Here is a 15,822-nt window from a genome sequence, read left to right as displayed (position 1 = left end):
ATGCGACAGCACACCGTCATCGACAGCCCCTACGACCCGCTCACCCTGGTCGCCGACGACGGCGTCCTGTGCGGCCTCTACATGCCCGGACACCGCCACCGCCCGGCCGAGGAGAGCTTCGGCCCCCGCGTGGACCCGCTCCCCGTGTTCGCCGAGGCGGTGGAGCAGCTGGAGGCGTACTTCACCGGCGACCTCACGGACTTCGACGTCCCCGTGCGACTCGGCGGCACCCCCTTCCAGCGCACCGTGTGGGACCAGCTCCGCCGCATCCCCTTCGGCGAGACCCGCTCCTACGGCGAACTCGCCGACGCGCTCGGCAACCCCAAGGCGTCCCGCGCGGTCGGACTCGCCAACGGCAAGAACCCGGTCAGCATCATCGTCCCCTGCCACCGGGTCATCGGCTCCGGCGGCAGCCTCACCGGCTACGGCGGCGGCCTGGACCGCAAGCGCCGCCTGCTGGACTTCGAACGCGGCACCGCCCTCTTCTGAGACGGCCCGCCGATCCCCTAGGCGGCGGCCAGGGCGCCCAGCAGCCGGGGCAGCGCCGTCCCGATCGGTTCGCGTACGACCTCGTCGGCGCGGTCGTCGTAGGGGGTCGGCTCGGCGTTGACGATGACGAGCCGGGCCCCGTGATCGGCGGCGACCCCGACGAGCCCGGCCGCCGGCTGCACCTGGAGGCTGCTGCCGACCGCGAGGAACAGATGGCACGCCTTGGTCACGGCGACCGCGTCACCGAGGACGACCGGGTCGAGCCGCTCGCCGAACATCACCGTCGCCGACTTCAGGACGCCCCCGCACTCCAGACACGGCGGATCCTCCTCACCGGCCTCGACCCGCGCCAGCGCGTCCTCCATCGGCCCGCGCGCCCGGCACTCCGTGCACACCACACTGCGCGCGCTGCCGTGCAGCTCCAGCACCTTGCGGGCCGGCATCCCGGCGAGCTGGTGCAGCCCGTCGACGTTCTGCGTGATGACCCGCACCGGCACCCCGGACCGCTCCAGCTCGGCGACCGCCCGGTGCGCCGCGTTCGGCTCGGCCTTCAGCGCGCCGTTCTCGCGCCGCATCCGCCAGGAGCGCCGCCGGATCTCCGGATCGGCCATGTAGTACTCGTACGTCACGAGCTTCTCGGCCTCGGGATCCCGGCGCCACAGCCCACCCGGCCCGCGGTAGTCCGGGATCCCCGAGTCCGTGCTGATACCGGCCCCGCTGAGCAGGGCGACAAGCGGCTTGGTCATGGTCCCGAGGGTAGGCCGGGCGCCCGAGGCCAGGCGAACAGATATCCGCGACAGCGGGTACGGCCACCGCACGCGAGCCCCTGGCGGCCATGGCACGCGGCCCCTGCGGCTGCCGCACGCGAGCCCCTGCGGCTGCCGCACGCGAGCCCCTGCGGCCACCGGCCCCGTCCGGTTCACGCCACCCGCTGCCCGTTCTCCAGCTCCGCCGTCCCCGCGCCGCTCGCCAGGACGTCCAGCGCGGCCAGGACGCGCGGGCCCGAGGTCCCCGGCAGGTAGGCGGCGAGGTCCCCGGGGGCGACGAGCCGCCAGCTCAGCAGCTCCTCCTCCTGCAACCGGATCGCCGCGAAGTCCTCGTCGGCCAGCACACCGCCGTCGTAGAGGTACGCCACCAGCGGCGGCCAGCCCGCCTTGTGCACCCAGTCGACGGCGAGCAGCGGGCCCAGCTCACGGTCGAGCCCGATCTCCTCCGCGGTCTCCCGGCGCGCGCCCTGCCGGGGCGTCTCCCCGTCGTCCGACTCGACGGTGCCGCCCGGCAGGGTCCAGCCCTCCCGGTAATTGGGCTCGACGAGCAGCACCCGGCCCTCGCTGTCCCGGAACAGCGTGGCGGCACCGGCGAGGACGCGGGGCAGCCCCGCGATGTACGTGGCGAATTCAGAGGTGGTCACCCTGGCAAGGGTAGCCATCCCGGGGGCCGCGCCCCGTCCTCCTCGTCCCGCGCCAACCGTACGGTCCGCCGGGCCAGTTCGCTGATCCGCACCCTGTCGAAGCCGAACACCGCGCTGCGTACGGTGTCCTCCAGCGGCTCCTTCCACTGATCGGGAATGCCGGCCGCGCCGGTGCGCACCCCGGCCACCGAACCGGCCGTCGCGCCGTTGGAGTCCGTGTCCAGACCGCCGCGCACGGTCAGCGCCAGGGTCCGGGTGAAGTCGCCGTCGCCGTAGAGCAGCCCCGCGGTCAGCACGGCCGCGTTCGGCACGGTGTGGATCCAGCCCAGCCCCGCGGTCTCCCCGTCCACCGTGTGCAGGGTCTCCTCCCAGGTCAGCCGGGTGTCGTGGAGCGAGACGACCCGGCGTACCGTCCGTGCCAGCCGGCTGCTCGCCGGGATCACCGCCAGGGCCTGGTCGACCGCGTGCCGCACGGTCGGCGCGGTGAACGCCGCCGCGATCAGCGCCGCCGCCCACATCGCCCCGTACACCCCGTTGCCGGTGTGCGACAGGACCGCGTCCCGGCGGGCCAGGGCGGCGGCCCGGCGCGGGGCACCCGGGCAGGTCCAGCCGTAGATGTCGGCGCGGATCAGGGCGCCGATCCACTCCTGGTACGGGTTGTCGTAGGTCGCGGTCAGCGGCGGCTTGAGGCCGTTGGCCAGATTGCGGTAGGCGGCGCGCTCGGCGGTGAACGTCTGCCGGTACGGCAGCCGCAGCAGCCACAGCTCGCCGACCTGCTCGGTGCTGAAGCCGAAGCCGTGCCGCTCCAGCAGGTCCAGGCCGAGGACGGCGTAGTCCACATCGTCGTCGCGGCAGCTCCCGTGGATCCGGCCGCGGACGCACTGACGCCATTCGGGGCGCAGCTCGAAGCGGTCGCCCGGGGCGGCGACCGGCTCGGGCAGATAGTCGGTGAGGGGCAGGGCAGCCGCCTGCCGCAGATAGCGGTCGATACGCTCGCGCGTCCACAGATCGCCCTGCTCGACCGGTTTGCCGAGCATGTTGCCCGCGATCCGGCCCAGCCAGCCCCCCAGGACGCGATCGGAGAGCCGCTCCGGCTCCGTGCTCACTGGCGTCATAGCACCGGTCTACCCCTTTCGGGCGTCCGGTGCAGGCCCTTCCGGCCGGTGCGGGCGGGGTTCCAGGGGTCGGTCGGGGCAGACGGCGGGGGCGCACTGCGGTTAAGGTCGCAGCGGCGCGACTGCCTTGACGTGCGCAAGGCCCGAGAGCAAGGGGATACGACGTGGCAGACGCAGCTGGTGAGCGGGGGACCCGCGGGGAACGGCGGGCACGGACGGTGCTCGTCGCCGCCGACAAGTTCAAGGGCTCGCTGACGGCGGTCGAGGTCGCCGAGCGGGTCGCGGCCGGACTGCGCCGGGCCGTGCCGGAGGTGAGCGTCGAGGCGCTGCCGGTCGCCGACGGCGGTGACGGGACGGTGGCCGCGGCCGTCGCCGCCGGGTTCGAACGCCGTGAGGTGCGGGTCGCCGGACCGCTCGGCACCCCGGTGACCGCCGCCTACGCGCTGCGCGAGGGCACGGCCGTGGTCGAGATGGCGGAGGCGAGTGGCCTGGGCCGGCTGCCCGAGGGCGTCCTCGCCCCGCTCGCCGCGACCACGCACGGCTCCGGCGAACTGCTGCGTGCCGCGCTCGACGCCGGGGCCCGCACCCTGGTCTTCGGGGTCGGCGGCAGTGCCACCACGGACGGCGGCGCGGGCATGCTGGCGGCGCTCGGCGCCCGCTTCACGGACGCCGACGGCCACGAGGTGCCGCCGGGCGGCGGCGGTCTCGCCGCGCTCGCCTCGGCCGACCTGTCCGGTCTGGACGCCCGTCTCGCGGACGTGGAGTTCGTCCTGGCCAGCGATGTGGACAACCCGCTGACCGGGCCGAAGGGCGCCGCGGCGGTGTACGGCCCGCAGAAGGGCGCCTCGCCCGAGGACGTGGCGGTGCTGGACGCGGCCCTCGCGCACTACGCGAAGGTGCTGGAGGGGGCCGTCGGCCCGCGGGCCGCCGAATTCGCCGCCCGGCCCGGGGCGGGGGCCGCGGGCGGTGTCGGGTACGGCGCGCTGATCGTCGGCGCCCGCTTCCGTCCCGGTATCGAGGTCATGCTCGACGTCCTCGGCTTCGCCCCTGCCGTCGCCCGCGCGGACCTGGTGATCACCGGCGAGGGCTCCCTGGACGAGCAGACCCTGCACGGCAAGGCCCCGGCGGGTGTCGCCACCGCGGCCCGTGCGGCGGGCAAGGATGTCGTCGCCGTGTGCGGCCGGCTGGCCCTCCCGCCGGAGGCCCTCGGCCGTGCGGGCATCCGCCGCGCCTATCCGCTCACCGAGGAGGAGCCGGACCTCGCGCGCTGCATCGCCGAGGCGGGCCCGCTCCTGGAGCGGGTCGCCGAGCGGATCGGGCGGGACTACGTGAGCTGAGCCGCGGGCCGAAGCGGACCTGGTGAAGGGCCCCGGACCTGGTCGGTCCGGGGCCCTTCGGCCTTGTCGTCGATCCCGTACGGGCTCCGCTACGGCAGCTGGGCCGCCCGGGCCTCGCGCCGGTTGCCGCGGAAGTTGTTCACCCGGCGGGCCGTGGCGAACAGGGGGATCACCGCGCCCATGACGAGCTGGAGCGCGCAGCCGGTCTGCAGGAGCAGCTGACCGCTCGGGGCTTCGAAGGCCCAGGCGGCGAGCAGGCCCATGCTCAGCACGATCCAGGAGAGCATCGCCACCGCGAGGCGCCCCCGCGGCTTGGGGTACTCCACCCGGCTCACCATCAGCCAGGCCGTGCCGATGATCGCCAGCAGGGTCGCCACGAAGGGCAGCTCAAGGAGCACGATGGAGACCACCGTGAGCGCCCCGAAGGGGCTCGGCATGCCCTGGAACATGCCGTTCCGCGGCGTCACGCACGAGAACCGCGCGAGTCTGAGCACCACCGCGAGCAGGACGACGATCGCGCCGACCGCCGCCACCCGCTGGTGCGCGTCGTCGGCGACCATGCCGTAGACCAGGACGAAGTACGCCGGGGCCAGTCCGAAGCTGATCAGGTCGGAGAGGTTGTCCAGCTCGGCGCCCATGGGGGAGGAGCGCAGCTTGCGGGCGACCAGGCCGTCGAACAGGTCGAAGACCGCCGCGCACAGCATCAGGATGACCGCCGTGGCCGCGCTGTGGCGGGCCATCCCGGTCTCCTGGCTGCCGGTGAGGTGCGGGATCAGAATGCCCGTGGTGGTGAAGTACACCGCCATGAAGCCGCACGTGGCGTTGCCGAGGGTGAGGGTGTCCGCTATCGAGAGGCGCAGCGAGAGCGGCATCTCCTCCTCTTCGTCGGCCTCCTCGGCCTCGGGCACCCAGCCCGCCTGTGTCTCCGGGTCAATCACGGTCAATGCGAGTCACCCCAGCCACGGTCTTCTGACCGACCTCGACCGCGACCTCCACGCCCTCCGGCAGATAGAGGTCCACGCGTGAGCCGAAGCGGATCAGCCCGATCCGGTCGCCCTGCTCGACCTTGGTGCCCTGCGGCACGTAGGGAACGATACGCCGGGCGACCGCGCCGGCGATCTGGATCATCTCGATGTCGCCGAGTTCGGTGTCGAAGTGCCAGACCACCCGCTCGTTGTTCTCGCTCTCCTTGTTGAAGGCGGGAACGAATCCACCGGGGACATGCTCGACCGAGGCGACCGTGCCGGCGAGCGGGGCGCGGTTCACATGGACGTTCAGCGGGCTCATGAAGATCGCGACGCGGGTGCGGCCGTCCTTCCACGGCATGATGCTCTGCACCACACCGTCGGCGGGGGAGATGACCCGGCCGGTGGTGATCTCACGCTCGGGGTCGCGGAAGAACCACAGCATCCCCGCCGCGAGCGCGGTGGCGGGGACGGCTACGGCCTTGGCGACACCCGAGCGGCGGGCACGCACCAGGCTGACGGCCGCCGTGGCGAGCGTCGGGAGGAGCCACGGCGATGCTCCGCGCGCGAGGCGTACGCCGGCCAGGCTGTCTCGGGGTGCAGAGGTTTGGCTGTGGGGCATGGATGACCTTCGTAGCGAATGATGCCGCACTTGACGGGGGACGGCGGCTTTCCGGCGATCGTAGCGGTTCATGGCCACAACTGGGTAAGCCAGGAAGCCGAGTCGGAGACCGAAGGCCGCCTACGGGGTGTGATCTTCTTCTCGAACAAAACACCCCGTCTCCGGCATTCAGCCCTGGAATCGATACTCTTCGAGCAACCTGCGCCCGATGATCATTTTCTGGATCTCGGCGGTACCCTCACCGATGAGCAACATCGGGGCCTCGCGGTAGAGGCGCTCGATCTCGTACTCCTTGGAGAAGCCGTATCCGCCGTGGATCCGGAAGGCGTCCTCGACGACCTCTTTGCAGTACTCGGAGGCGAGGTACTTCGCCATTCCCGCTTCCAGGTCGTTTCGTTCGCCGGAATCCTTTTTGCGTGCCGCGTTCACCATCATCGCATGGGCGGCCTCCACCTTGGTGGCCATCTCGGCCAGCTTGAACTGGATGGCCTGGTGCTGGGCGATCGGACGGCCGAACGTGTGCCGCTGCTGGGCGTACGCCACCCCCAGCTCGAAGGCACGCTGGGCGACCCCGCAGCCACGCGCCGCCACATTGACCCGGCCGACCTCCACGCCGTCCATCATCTGGTAGAAACCGCGTCCGGTGACCCCGCCGAGCACCCGATCGGCCGGAAGCCGCAGGCCATCCATGATCATCTCGGTGGTGTCGACCCCCTTGTAGCCCATCTTCTCGATCTTGCCGGGGATGGTGAGACCGGGCCGCACCTCACCGAAGCCCGGCTCCTTCTCCACCAGGAAGGCCGTCATCGACCGGTGCGGCGCGGCGGCCGTCTCCGAAGCGGAGTGTCCTTCGTCACTCTTCACCAGAACGGCCACGAGCGAGGACGTACCGCCGTTGGTCAGCCACATCTTCTGCCCGGTCAGGACGTACTCGTCGCCGTCGCGCACCGCCTTCGAGGAGATCGCCGCCACGTCCGAGCCCAGGGCCGGCTCCGACATCGAGAACGCCCCCCGGATGTCACCCGCCGCCATCCGGGGCAGGAAGTGCTCCCGCTGCTCCCGGGTGCCGTGCTGCTTGAGCAGGTACGCCACGATGAAGTGGGTGTTGATGATGCCGGACACCGACATCCAGCCGCGCGCGATCTCCTCCACGCACAGCGCGTACGTCAGCAGGGACTCGCCCAGACCGCCGTACTCCTCCGGGATCATCAGACCGAACAGGCCCAGGTCCCGCAGGCCGTCCACGATCTGCTGCGGGTACTCGTCCCGGTGCTCCAGGCCGGTGGCGACCGGGATGATCTCCTTGTCGACGAAGTCACGGACGGTGGAGACGATCTCCTGCTGGACATCGGTGAGTCCGGCGGTCTGCGCGAGACGTGCCATGCCTACTTCTCCTGCTTCAGCTCCGGGCGGCCGGGCTGCTCGCCCCCGCGCTCCTCGATGTACGACTCGGTCGGGACCATCACCTTGCGCCGGAAGACACACACCAAGGTGCCGTCCTGCTTGTAGCCCTTGGTCTCCACCTGCACAATTCCGCGGTCGTCCTTCGACTTCGACGGCCGCTTGTCGAGCACCGTCGTCTCGCCGTAGAGCGTGTCGCCGTGGAAGGTCGGCGCCACATGCCGCAGCGACTCGATCTCCAGGTTGGCGATCGCCTTCCCGGAGACGTCGGGCACGCTCATGCCGAGCAGCAGCGAGTAGACGTAGTTGCCGACGACGACGTTCCTGCCGAAGTCGGTGGTCCGCTCCGCGTAGTTGCCGTCCAGGTGGAGCGGGTGGTGGTTCATGGTCAGCAGACAGAACAGATGGTCGTCGTACTCGGTGACCGTCTTGCCCGGCCAGTGCTTGTAGACCGCGCCGACCTCGAACTCCTCGTAGGTGCGTCCGAACTGCATCGCGCTCACGCCTCCGGGGTCTCGAACGCCGACGTGCGGGACAACCCCGCCGCCCGGCCCTTGCCCGCGACGACCAGCGCCATCTTGCGGCTCGCCTCGTCGATCATCTCGTCGCCGAGCATCGCCGAGCCCTTCTTCCCGCCCGCCTCGGACGTGTAGTACTCGTACGCGTCCAGGATCAGCTCGGCATGGTCGTAGTCCTCCTGCGACGGCGAGAAGATCTCGTTCGATGCCTCGACCTGGCCCGGGTGCAGCACCCACTTGCCGTCGAAGCCGAGCGCGGCGGCCCGCCGGGCCACCTCCCGGTAGCCGTCGACATTGCGGATCTGGAGGTAGGGGCCGTCGATCGCCTGGAGGTCGTTGGCGCGGGCCGCCATCAGGATCTTCATCAGGATGTAGTGGTAGGCGTCCGCCGGGTAGCCGGGCGGCTGCTCACCCACCACCAGCGTCTTCATGTTGATCGACGCCATGAAGTCGGCCGGCCCGAAGATGATGGTCTCGACGCGCTGACTGGCCTCGGCGATCGCGTCGACGTTGTTCAGGCCCCGCGCGTTCTCGATCTGCGCCTCGATACCGATCCGGCCGACCTCGAAGCCCATCGTCTTCTCGATCTGGGTGAGCAGCAGGTCCAGGGCCACGATCTGCTGCGCGTCCTGCACCTTCGGCAGCATGATGCAGTCCAGGTTCGGACCCGCGCCCTCCACCACGGTCACGACATCGCGGTACGTCCACTCCGTCGTCCAGTCGTTGACACGCACCACACGCGTCTTGCCCGTCCAGTCGCCCTCGTTGAGGAACTTGACGATGGTGTGCCGCGCCTCGGGCTTGGCCAGCGGGGCGCACGCGTCCTCCAGGTCCAGGAAGACCTGGTCGGCCGGGAGGCCCTGCGCCTTCTCCAGGAAGCGCGGGTTGCTGCCCGGCACGGCGAGGCAGGAGCGCCGCGGGCGAAGGCGGTCGACCTGCGGGGCGGGCGTGGTCATACGGGGACCTCCAAGGGGTCGAGCTGGTTCGCTGTGCGGATCTCGTCGACGATACGACCGATGATCCCGGTGATGTCGAAGTCCTTCGGGGTGAAGACCGCGGCCACTCCGGCGGCCCTGAGCTGCTCGGCGTCCCCGCTCGGGATGATCCCGCCGGCGATCACCGGGATGTCGCCCGCGCCCGCCGCCCGCAGCCGCTCCAGCACATCGGGCACGAGCCGGGTGTGCGAGCCGGACAGGATGGACAGGCCCACGGCGTGCACGTCCTCGGCGAGCGCGGCGTCCACGATCTGCTCGGGGGTGAGCCGGATGCCCTGGTACACCACCTCGAAACCGGCGTCCCGCGCCCGCACCGCGATCTGCTCGGCCCCGTTGGAGTGCCCGTCCAGGCCCGGCTTGCCGACCAGGAAGCGCAGCTTGCCGACGTTCATCTCCTTGGCCGTCAGATCCACCTTGCGGCGCACCCCGGCCAGCGCGCCGCCCTCCTCGGCGGGGACCGCCACCGGCGCCGACGAGACCCCCGTGGGGGCGCGGAACTCGCCGAACACCTCACGCAGCGCCCCGGCCCACTCGCCGGTCGTCGCCCCCGCACGGGCGCACTCCAGGGTGGCCTCCATCAGGTTGCCGGTGCCCCGCGCGGCCTCCTTGAGCCGCGCCAGCGCCTTGCACGGGCGCGGGTGGTTGAACGGCGGCTGATAGCGGGTGTCCCGCCACTCCTGGAGCGCGGTCACCACCCGGGCCTCCACGGCCGGGTCCACGGTCTGGATGGCGGTGCCGAGGTCGGCGGTGAGCGGGTTGGGCTCGGTCGTCTCGAAGATGTTGACGCCGATGATCTTCTCCTGCCCGGACTCGATCCGGGCCCGGCGTTCGGCGTGCGAGGAGACGAGCCGGGACTTCAGGTAGCCCGACTCGACGGCGGCCATCGCCCCGCCCATCTCCTCGATCCGCGCCATCTCCGCGAGCGACTCCTCGACCAGCGCGGCGACCTTCGCCTCCACGACGTGCGAGCCCGCGAAGATGTCGTCGTACTCCAGCAGATCGCTCTCGTGCGCCAGCACCTGCTGGATCCGCAGGCTCCACTGCTGGTCCCAGGGCCGGGGCAGTCCCAGCGCCTCGTTCCAGGCCGGAAGCTGCACGGCCCGCGCGCGGGCGTCCTTGGAGAGGGTGACGGCGAGCATCTCCAGCACGATCCGCTGGACGTTGTTCTCCGGCTGCGCCTCCGTCAGGCCCAGGGAGTTGACCTGGACGCCGTAGCGGAAGCGGCGCTGCCTGGCGTTCTCGATGCCGTACCGCTCACGGGTCACCTGGTCCCAGATCCGCGAGAAGGCGCGCATCTTGCACATCTCCTCGATGAAGCGGACGCCCGCGTTCACGAAGAAGGAGATCCGGGCCACCACATCGCCCTTGCGGTCCTCGGGGATCTGCCCCGAGGCGAACACGGCGTCCAGCACCGCGATCGCCGTCGACATCGCGTACGCGATCTCCTGGACCGGGGTCGCGCCCGCCTCCTGGAGGTGGTAGCTGCAGATGTTGATGGGGTTCCACTTGGGGATGTTGTTGACCGTGTAGCAGATCATGTCCGTCGTCAGCCGCAGCGACGGACCCGGCGGGAAGACATGCGTCCCGCGCGACAGGTACTCCTTGACGATGTCGTTCTGGGTGGTGCCCTGGAGCCGGGTGATGTCCGCGCCCTGCTCCTCCGCGACGACCTGGTACAGGGCCAGCAGCCACATCGCGGTGGCGTTGATGGTCATGGAGGTGTTCATCTGCTCCAGGGGGATGTCCTGGAACAGCCGGCGCATGTCACCGAGGTGCGCGACCGGCACCCCGACCCGGCCGACCTCGCCGCGGGCGAGGATGTGGTCGGAGTCGTAGCCGGTCTGGGTCGGCAGGTCGAAGGCGACCGACAGCCCCGTCTGCCCCTTGGCGAGGTTGCGCCGGTACAGCGCGTTGGACGCCTCGGCCGTGGAGTGGCCGGCGTAGGTGCGCATCAGCCACGGCCGGTCCTTCTCCCTGCGTTCCCCGGAGGGCTGACGCTCGGTCATACCCCGCCCCTCAGACGTTCCGGAAGCGGTTGATGGCATCGATGTGCCGGGCGCGCTTCTCCTCGTCGCGCACCCCGAGCCCCTCGCCGGGCGCCAGGCACAGCACACCCACTTTGCCCTGGTGCCGATTGCGGTGGACGTCGTAGGCGGCCTGGCCGGTCTCCTCCAGGGCGTACACCTTGGAGAGGGTGGGATGGATCTTGCCCTTGGCGACCAGCCGGTTGGCCTCCCACGCCTCGCGGTAGTTGGCGAAGTGCGAACCGACGATCCGCTTCAGCGACATCCACAGATAGCGGTTGTCGTACTCGTGCTGGAAGCCGGAGGTGGAGGCGCAGGTGACGATGGTGCCGCCCTTGCGGGTCACGTACACGGAGGCGCCGAAGGTCTCGCGGCCCGGGTGCTCGAAGACGATGTCGACGTCCTCGCCGCCGGTCAGCTCCCGGATCCGCTTGCCGAAGCGCTTCCACTCCCGGGGATCCTGGTGGTGCTCGTCCTTCCAGAACCGGTAGCCCTCGGCGGTGCGGTCGATGACGGCCTCGGCGCCCATCGCCCGGCAGATGTCCGCCTTCTGCTCGCTGGAGACGACACAGATGGGGGTGGCGCCGCCGGCGAGCGCGAACTGGGTGGCGTACGAGCCGAGTCCGCCGCTCGCGCCCCAGATCAGGACGTTGTCGCCCTGCTTCATGCCGGCGCCGTTGCGGGAGACCAACTGGCGGTAGGCGGTGGAGTTGACCAGTCCGGGCGCGGCGGCCTCCTCCCAGGACAGATGGTCCGGCTTGGGCATCAGCTGGTTGGACTTGACCAGCGCGATCTCGGCGAGGCCGCCGAAGTTGGTCTCGAAGCCCCAGATGCGCTGCTCGGGGTCGAGCATGGTGTCGTTGTGGCCGTCGCTCGACTCCAGTTCCACGGAGAGGCAGTGCGCGACGACCTCGTCACCGGGCTTCCAGGCGTTGACCCCGGGGCCGGTGCGCAGCACCACTCCCGCGAGGTCGGAGCCGATGACGTGGTACGGCAGGTCGTGGCGGGCGGTCAGCTCGCTGAGCCGGCCGTAGCGCTCCAGGAAGCCGAAGGTGGAGAGCGGCTCGAAGATCGAGGTCCACACCGAGTTGTAGTTGACGGAGGAGGCCATCACGGCCACCAGGGCCTCGCCCGGACCGAGTTCGGGCAGCGGAACATCGTCCAGGTGCAGTGACTTGCGGGGGTCCTTGTCCCGGGTCTCCAGACCCGCGAACAGCTCCGTCTCGTCCTTGTGCACGGTGATGGCGCGGTACGACTCGGGCAGCGGGAGGGCGGCGAAATCGGCCGGTGTGGCGTCGGCCGACTGGATCGCTTCCAGGATGTCCTTCACGGTCACGGTGTTGCCTCCGGCGGTGGACGCCCTTGAGGGAAGGGCGCTGAGGGTGACGTCGGTGCTGCGGATGAGCGCGGTGCGCGTGTGCGGTGCGCTGTGCGCGTGTGCGGTGCGCGTGTGCGGTGCGCGGGGTGGCGCGGGAGGTTGCCTGTGACGCAGGCGTCCGGCGGGACGAGCCGGGTGTGCTCGTCGGGACGGGCCGGACACCCTCAACGTATGACACCGCGTGTCAGGTGACAAGGCACTGAGTGTCAGAAAGTGTGCTCAGGTGAAATCTTTACCCAACAGATGAGCGATGATCGATCAGTCCTCGGGGGGGGAAGGGGCCCGGCAACGCGAGGAACGCAAGGGGGCGCGGCAACGGGAGGGGGCCCGGCAACGCGAAGAGGGCCGGCAACGCGAGGAGGGCCGCGATCCGAAGATCGCGGCCCTCCTCGTCACCTCGGCGGCCCCGCTAGGAACGCTCCTTCAGCGCCTCCTCGATCGTCCGCATCACCTCGTCCAGCGGGGCGTCCGTGCGGGCGACCGTCACCAGGACCTCCCCTTGGGCCGAGGCGGACGCCGCCGGCGGCTTCGCGGGGGTCGTACGGCCCGCCATGATGCCCGTGCCGAACGTCTTGCGGACGATGGCGAAGGCATGGTCGAGCTGGGCCTCCACATCACCCTGCGCACCGGCCCTGAGCCAGCGCCGCAGCACATGGTTGTGCGCGGTGACCACGGCGGACGCGGCGACCTCCGCCAGCAGCGGATCGTCGTTGGCGTCGTCGTCGTGCGCGTGCTCGTCGAAGTGACCGAGCAGATAGCGGGTGAACAGCCGCTCGTAGCGGGCCACCGACGCGATCTCCGCCTCCCGCAGGGTGGGTACCTCGCGGGTCAGTTTGTAGCGGGCGACCGAGATCTCCGGCCGCGCCGCGTACATCCGCATGACCTCCTTGATGCCACGGCACACCGTGTCCAGCGGATGCTCGTGCGCCGGGGCCGCGTTCAGCACCGCCTCCGCGCGGATCAGGGTGTCGTCGTGGTCCGGGAAGATGGCCTCTTCCTTGGAGCGGAAGTGGCGGAAGAAGGTACGGCGCGCGACCCCGGCCTGTGCCGCGATCTCGTCGACGGTGGTCGCCTCGTACCCCTTGGTCGCGAACAGTTCCATGGCCGCCGCCGCCAGTTCCCGGCGCATTTTCAGCCGCTGCGTCGCGGCACGGCTGCCCGCGGCACTCTCCGGTGCGTCGGGCGGGGCGGTTGTACGTGAGGACCTGGCGGGCTGGGACATGACCCGAACGTACTGCATGTGCGCAGCTTGATGCGCGTGCCCGGGGTTTCCCCCGCCCCCGCAGGGCGGGGGCGCCGACGCCGGGTCGAGCAGCCCGCCCCACTCGGCGCCCGCCCCGAACCAGTCGCCGAGCCGGTCGGCACCGGGCATGACCGGACCGGTCAGCGCCGGGCGTATTCGCGAAAGCCGCGGCCCGTCTTGCGGCCGAGGCAGCCCGCCGCCACCAGATGCTCCAGCAGCGGCGCCGGCGCCAGCCCCGGCTCGCGGAACTCACGGTGCAGCACCTTCTCGATGGCCAGCGACACATCGAGACCCACCACGTCCAGCAGCTCGAACGGCCCCATCGGATAGCCGCCGCCCAGCCTCATCGCCGCGTCGATGTCGTCCAGGGTGGCGTAGTGGTCCTGCACCATCTTGATCGCGTTGTTGAGATACGGGAACAGCAGGGCGTTGACGATGAAACCGGCCCGGTCGCCGCAGTCGACGGGGTGCTTGCGGAGCGTCCCGCACACCTCCCGCACGGTCGCGTGGACCTCGTCGGAGGTCAGGACCGTACGGACCACCTCGACCAGCTTCATCGCCGGCGCCGGATTGAAGAAGTGCATGCCGATCACGTCCTGGGGACGGGAGGTGGCGCGGGCGCAGGCGACGACCGGGAGCGAGGAGGTGGTGGTGGCCAGCACCGCGCCCGGCTTGCAGACCTTGTCCAGGGTGGCGAAGAGCCGCCGCTTGACGTCCAGGTCCTCGGCGACCGCCTCCACCGCCAGATCCACGTCCACGAAGGCGTCGTAGGACCCGGCCGGGGTGATCCGGTCCAGGGTCTTCGCCGCCGTCTCGGCGGTCATCCGGCCCTTGTCGACCGAGCGGGCCAGGGACGTGCCGATCCGGGCGCGTGCCGCCTCCGCCTTCTCGGCGCTGCGGGCGGCCAGGACGACGTCGTAGCCCGCCTTCGCGAACACCTCGGCGATCCCGGACGCCATGGTCCCGGAACCGGCCACCCCGACCGCCCGCACGTCCCGGCCCACCGCCCACGCGCCGCCGGTGGCCGGGGTCTGCGCGTCCGGCACGACGGTCGCGCCGCCCGGCGCCTCGTAGGTGTAGAAGCCACGGCCCGCCTTACGGCCGGTCAGCCCGGCCTCGCTGAGCTGCTTGAGGATCGGCGCCGGGGCGTGCAGCCGGTCGCGGGACTCGGTGTACATCGCGTCCAGGACGGTCCGCGCGGTGTCGATCCCGATCAGGTCCAGCAGGGCCAGCGGACCCATCGGCAGCCCGCAGCCCAGCTTCATCGCCGCGTCGATGTCCTCACGGGAGGCGTACTTCGCCTCGTACATCGCGGCGGCCTGGTTGAGATAGCCGAACAGCAGCCCGTCCGCGACGAACCCCGGCCGGTCGCCGACCGCCACGGGCTCCTTGCCCAGATCCAGCGCGAGACAGGTGACCGCGTCGACCGCGGCCGGGGCGGTGAGCACCGAGGAGACCACCTCGACCAGCTTCATCGCGGGCGCCGGGTTGAAGAAGTGCACCCCCAGCACCCGCTCCGGCCGCGCCGAGTCGGCGGCCAGCCGGGTCACCGACAGCGCGTTGGTCCCGGTCGCGAGGATGGTGTCCGGGCGCACGATCGCGTCCAGCTCACGGAAGATCCGCTGCTTGATCTCGTACGACTCCGGCGCCACCTCGATCACCAGGTCCGCGTCGGCCGCCGCCCGCAGATCGGTGCCGGTCCGCAGCCGGGCGAGCGCCTCGGCGCGCTCCGGCTCGGCGATCCGGCCCCGCCGCACGGCACGGGCGGTGGCGGACTCCAGCGCGGCGACGCACCGGGCGGCCTGGGCCTCGCTGACGTCGACGCCGATGACGGTCCGTCCGGCGCGGATCAGGACCTCGGCGATCCCGGTGCCCATCGTGCCGAGACCGACGACGGCCACGGTGGCCAGCGGGGCCGGAGCGGAAGAGAGGGAGGGCGAGGGGGAGGGGATGTGAGGGGTCTCGGGGGACGGCTGAGGGGACAGGGGAGTGGCCATCGCGGACTCTCCAGGGATGAGGGTGACGACGAGGAACGCACCCGGCGCGCCGAGGGCGGCGCACCGGGGCGGAGGGTGAGGTGTGCGGGGTGCGGCTGTGCGCGCACGGGCCGCGGGTGCGTGCGGTCCGTGCGTTCCATGCGGTCCGTGCGAGAGGTGCGGGTGCTTGCACAGGTGCGGGTGATGCCGGGCTGCGAGCGCACACGCCCGGTGCCGTCACCGCCGGACGCGCACAGGTCCGGGGAACGGTGAGGCCGACCGGCCCTGTCCCGTGGCCGGGTCGTCGGAACCTCGCGGCGGCTGCGTCACCAGGCCGCCGAGAGTGGA

14 protein-coding genes are annotated in these 15,822 nt (G+C 71.3%); 2 read left to right on the top strand and 12 right to left on the bottom strand.

The window, feature by feature from the left end; translation table 11 throughout:
* Entirely contained in the window at positions 1–489 is a 489-nt protein-coding gene (locus tag ACIQNG_RS18280; protein ID WP_401424849.1) for a methylated-DNA--[protein]-cysteine S-methyltransferase, read from the top strand.
* Positions 490–506: 17 nt separating this feature from the next.
* Here the strand turns inward: ACIQNG_RS18280 and ACIQNG_RS18275 are convergent, their stop codons facing one another.
* The 3 genes from ACIQNG_RS18275 to ACIQNG_RS18265 all read right to left on the bottom strand — a co-directional run bounded on the left by ACIQNG_RS18275 (position 507) and on the right by ACIQNG_RS18265 (position 3,015).
* Entirely contained in the window at positions 507–1,235 is a 729-nt protein-coding gene (locus ACIQNG_RS18275; protein ID WP_401486085.1) for an SIR2 family NAD-dependent protein deacylase, read from the bottom strand.
* Between the two features lie 173 nt (positions 1,236–1,408).
* The gene (locus ACIQNG_RS18270) at positions 1,409–1,900 is read right to left on the bottom strand and encodes an NUDIX domain-containing protein (RefSeq protein ID WP_401486082.1); all 492 of its coding nucleotides are present in this window, start codon (positions 1,898–1,900) and stop codon (positions 1,409–1,411) included.
* Positions 1,897–3,015: an ADP-ribosylglycohydrolase family protein gene (locus ACIQNG_RS18265; protein WP_401486080.1), complete on the bottom strand. Its 1,119-nt coding sequence runs from the start codon at positions 3,013–3,015 to the stop codon at positions 1,897–1,899. The genes ACIQNG_RS18270 and ACIQNG_RS18265 overlap by 4 nt, the downstream gene beginning before the upstream one ends.
* A 218-nt stretch (positions 3,016–3,233) precedes the next feature.
* Between ACIQNG_RS18265 and ACIQNG_RS18260 the strand changes: the two genes are divergently transcribed.
* Positions 3,234–4,352 (top strand): glycerate kinase, encoded by a 1,119-nt coding sequence (locus ACIQNG_RS18260; protein WP_401425194.1) that lies wholly within the window; start codon positions 3,234–3,236, stop codon positions 4,350–4,352.
* Positions 4,353–4,441: 89 nt separating this feature from the next.
* Here ACIQNG_RS18260 and pssA read toward each other — a convergent pair whose 3' ends face one another.
* The 9 genes from pssA to ACIQNG_RS18215 all read right to left on the bottom strand — a co-directional run bounded on the left by pssA (position 4,442) and on the right by ACIQNG_RS18215 (position 15,495).
* The gene (gene pssA / locus ACIQNG_RS18255) at positions 4,442–5,296 is read right to left on the bottom strand and encodes a CDP-diacylglycerol--serine O-phosphatidyltransferase (protein WP_401424842.1); all 855 of its coding nucleotides are present in this window, start codon (positions 5,294–5,296) and stop codon (positions 4,442–4,444) included.
* On the bottom strand, positions 5,283–5,939 hold the full coding sequence (locus ACIQNG_RS18250) for a phosphatidylserine decarboxylase (protein WP_401424841.1): 657 nt from the start codon (positions 5,937–5,939) through the stop codon (positions 5,283–5,285). The genes pssA and ACIQNG_RS18250 overlap by 14 nt, the downstream gene beginning before the upstream one ends.
* Before the next feature lie 168 nt (positions 5,940–6,107).
* Positions 6,108–7,322 (bottom strand): acyl-CoA dehydrogenase family protein, encoded by a 1,215-nt coding sequence (locus ACIQNG_RS18245; protein WP_401424839.1) that lies wholly within the window; start codon positions 7,320–7,322, stop codon positions 6,108–6,110.
* Between the two features lie 2 nt (positions 7,323–7,324).
* Positions 7,325–7,834, bottom strand: coding sequence for a MaoC family dehydratase (locus ACIQNG_RS18240; RefSeq protein WP_401486321.1), 510 nt, complete (start codon positions 7,832–7,834; stop codon positions 7,325–7,327).
* Positions 7,835–7,839: 5 nt separating this feature from the next.
* A complete protein-coding gene (locus ACIQNG_RS18235; protein WP_401424838.1) occupies positions 7,840–8,814 on the bottom strand; it encodes an HpcH/HpaI aldolase/citrate lyase family protein in 975 nt (324 codons plus the stop codon).
* A complete protein-coding gene (locus ACIQNG_RS18230; protein WP_401486076.1) occupies positions 8,811–10,859 on the bottom strand; it encodes a protein meaA in 2,049 nt (682 codons plus the stop codon). Before ACIQNG_RS18230 ends, ACIQNG_RS18235 begins: the two co-directional genes overlap by 4 nt.
* A 10-nt stretch (positions 10,860–10,869) precedes the next feature.
* A complete protein-coding gene (gene ccrA, locus ACIQNG_RS18225) occupies positions 10,870–12,213 on the bottom strand; it encodes a crotonyl-CoA carboxylase/reductase (RefSeq protein WP_401424835.1) in 1,344 nt (447 codons plus the stop codon).
* 451 nt (positions 12,214–12,664) lie between these two features.
* Positions 12,665–13,477, bottom strand: coding sequence for a TetR family transcriptional regulator (locus ACIQNG_RS18220; RefSeq protein ID WP_401486074.1), 813 nt, complete (start codon positions 13,475–13,477; stop codon positions 12,665–12,667).
* 161 nt (positions 13,478–13,638) lie between these two features.
* Entirely contained in the window at positions 13,639–15,495 is a 1,857-nt protein-coding gene (locus tag ACIQNG_RS18215) for a 3-hydroxyacyl-CoA dehydrogenase family protein (RefSeq protein WP_401486072.1), read from the bottom strand.
* Between the last annotated feature and the right edge of the window lie 327 nt (positions 15,496–15,822).

The sequence above is a fragment of the Streptomyces sp. NPDC091377 genome, assembly GCF_044757045.1.
Lineage (GTDB): Bacteria > Actinomycetota > Actinomycetes > Streptomycetales > Streptomycetaceae > Streptomyces.
The sequence above is the reverse complement of the archived record's forward strand: the minus strand, read 5'-3'. Positions and strand labels throughout refer to the sequence as shown.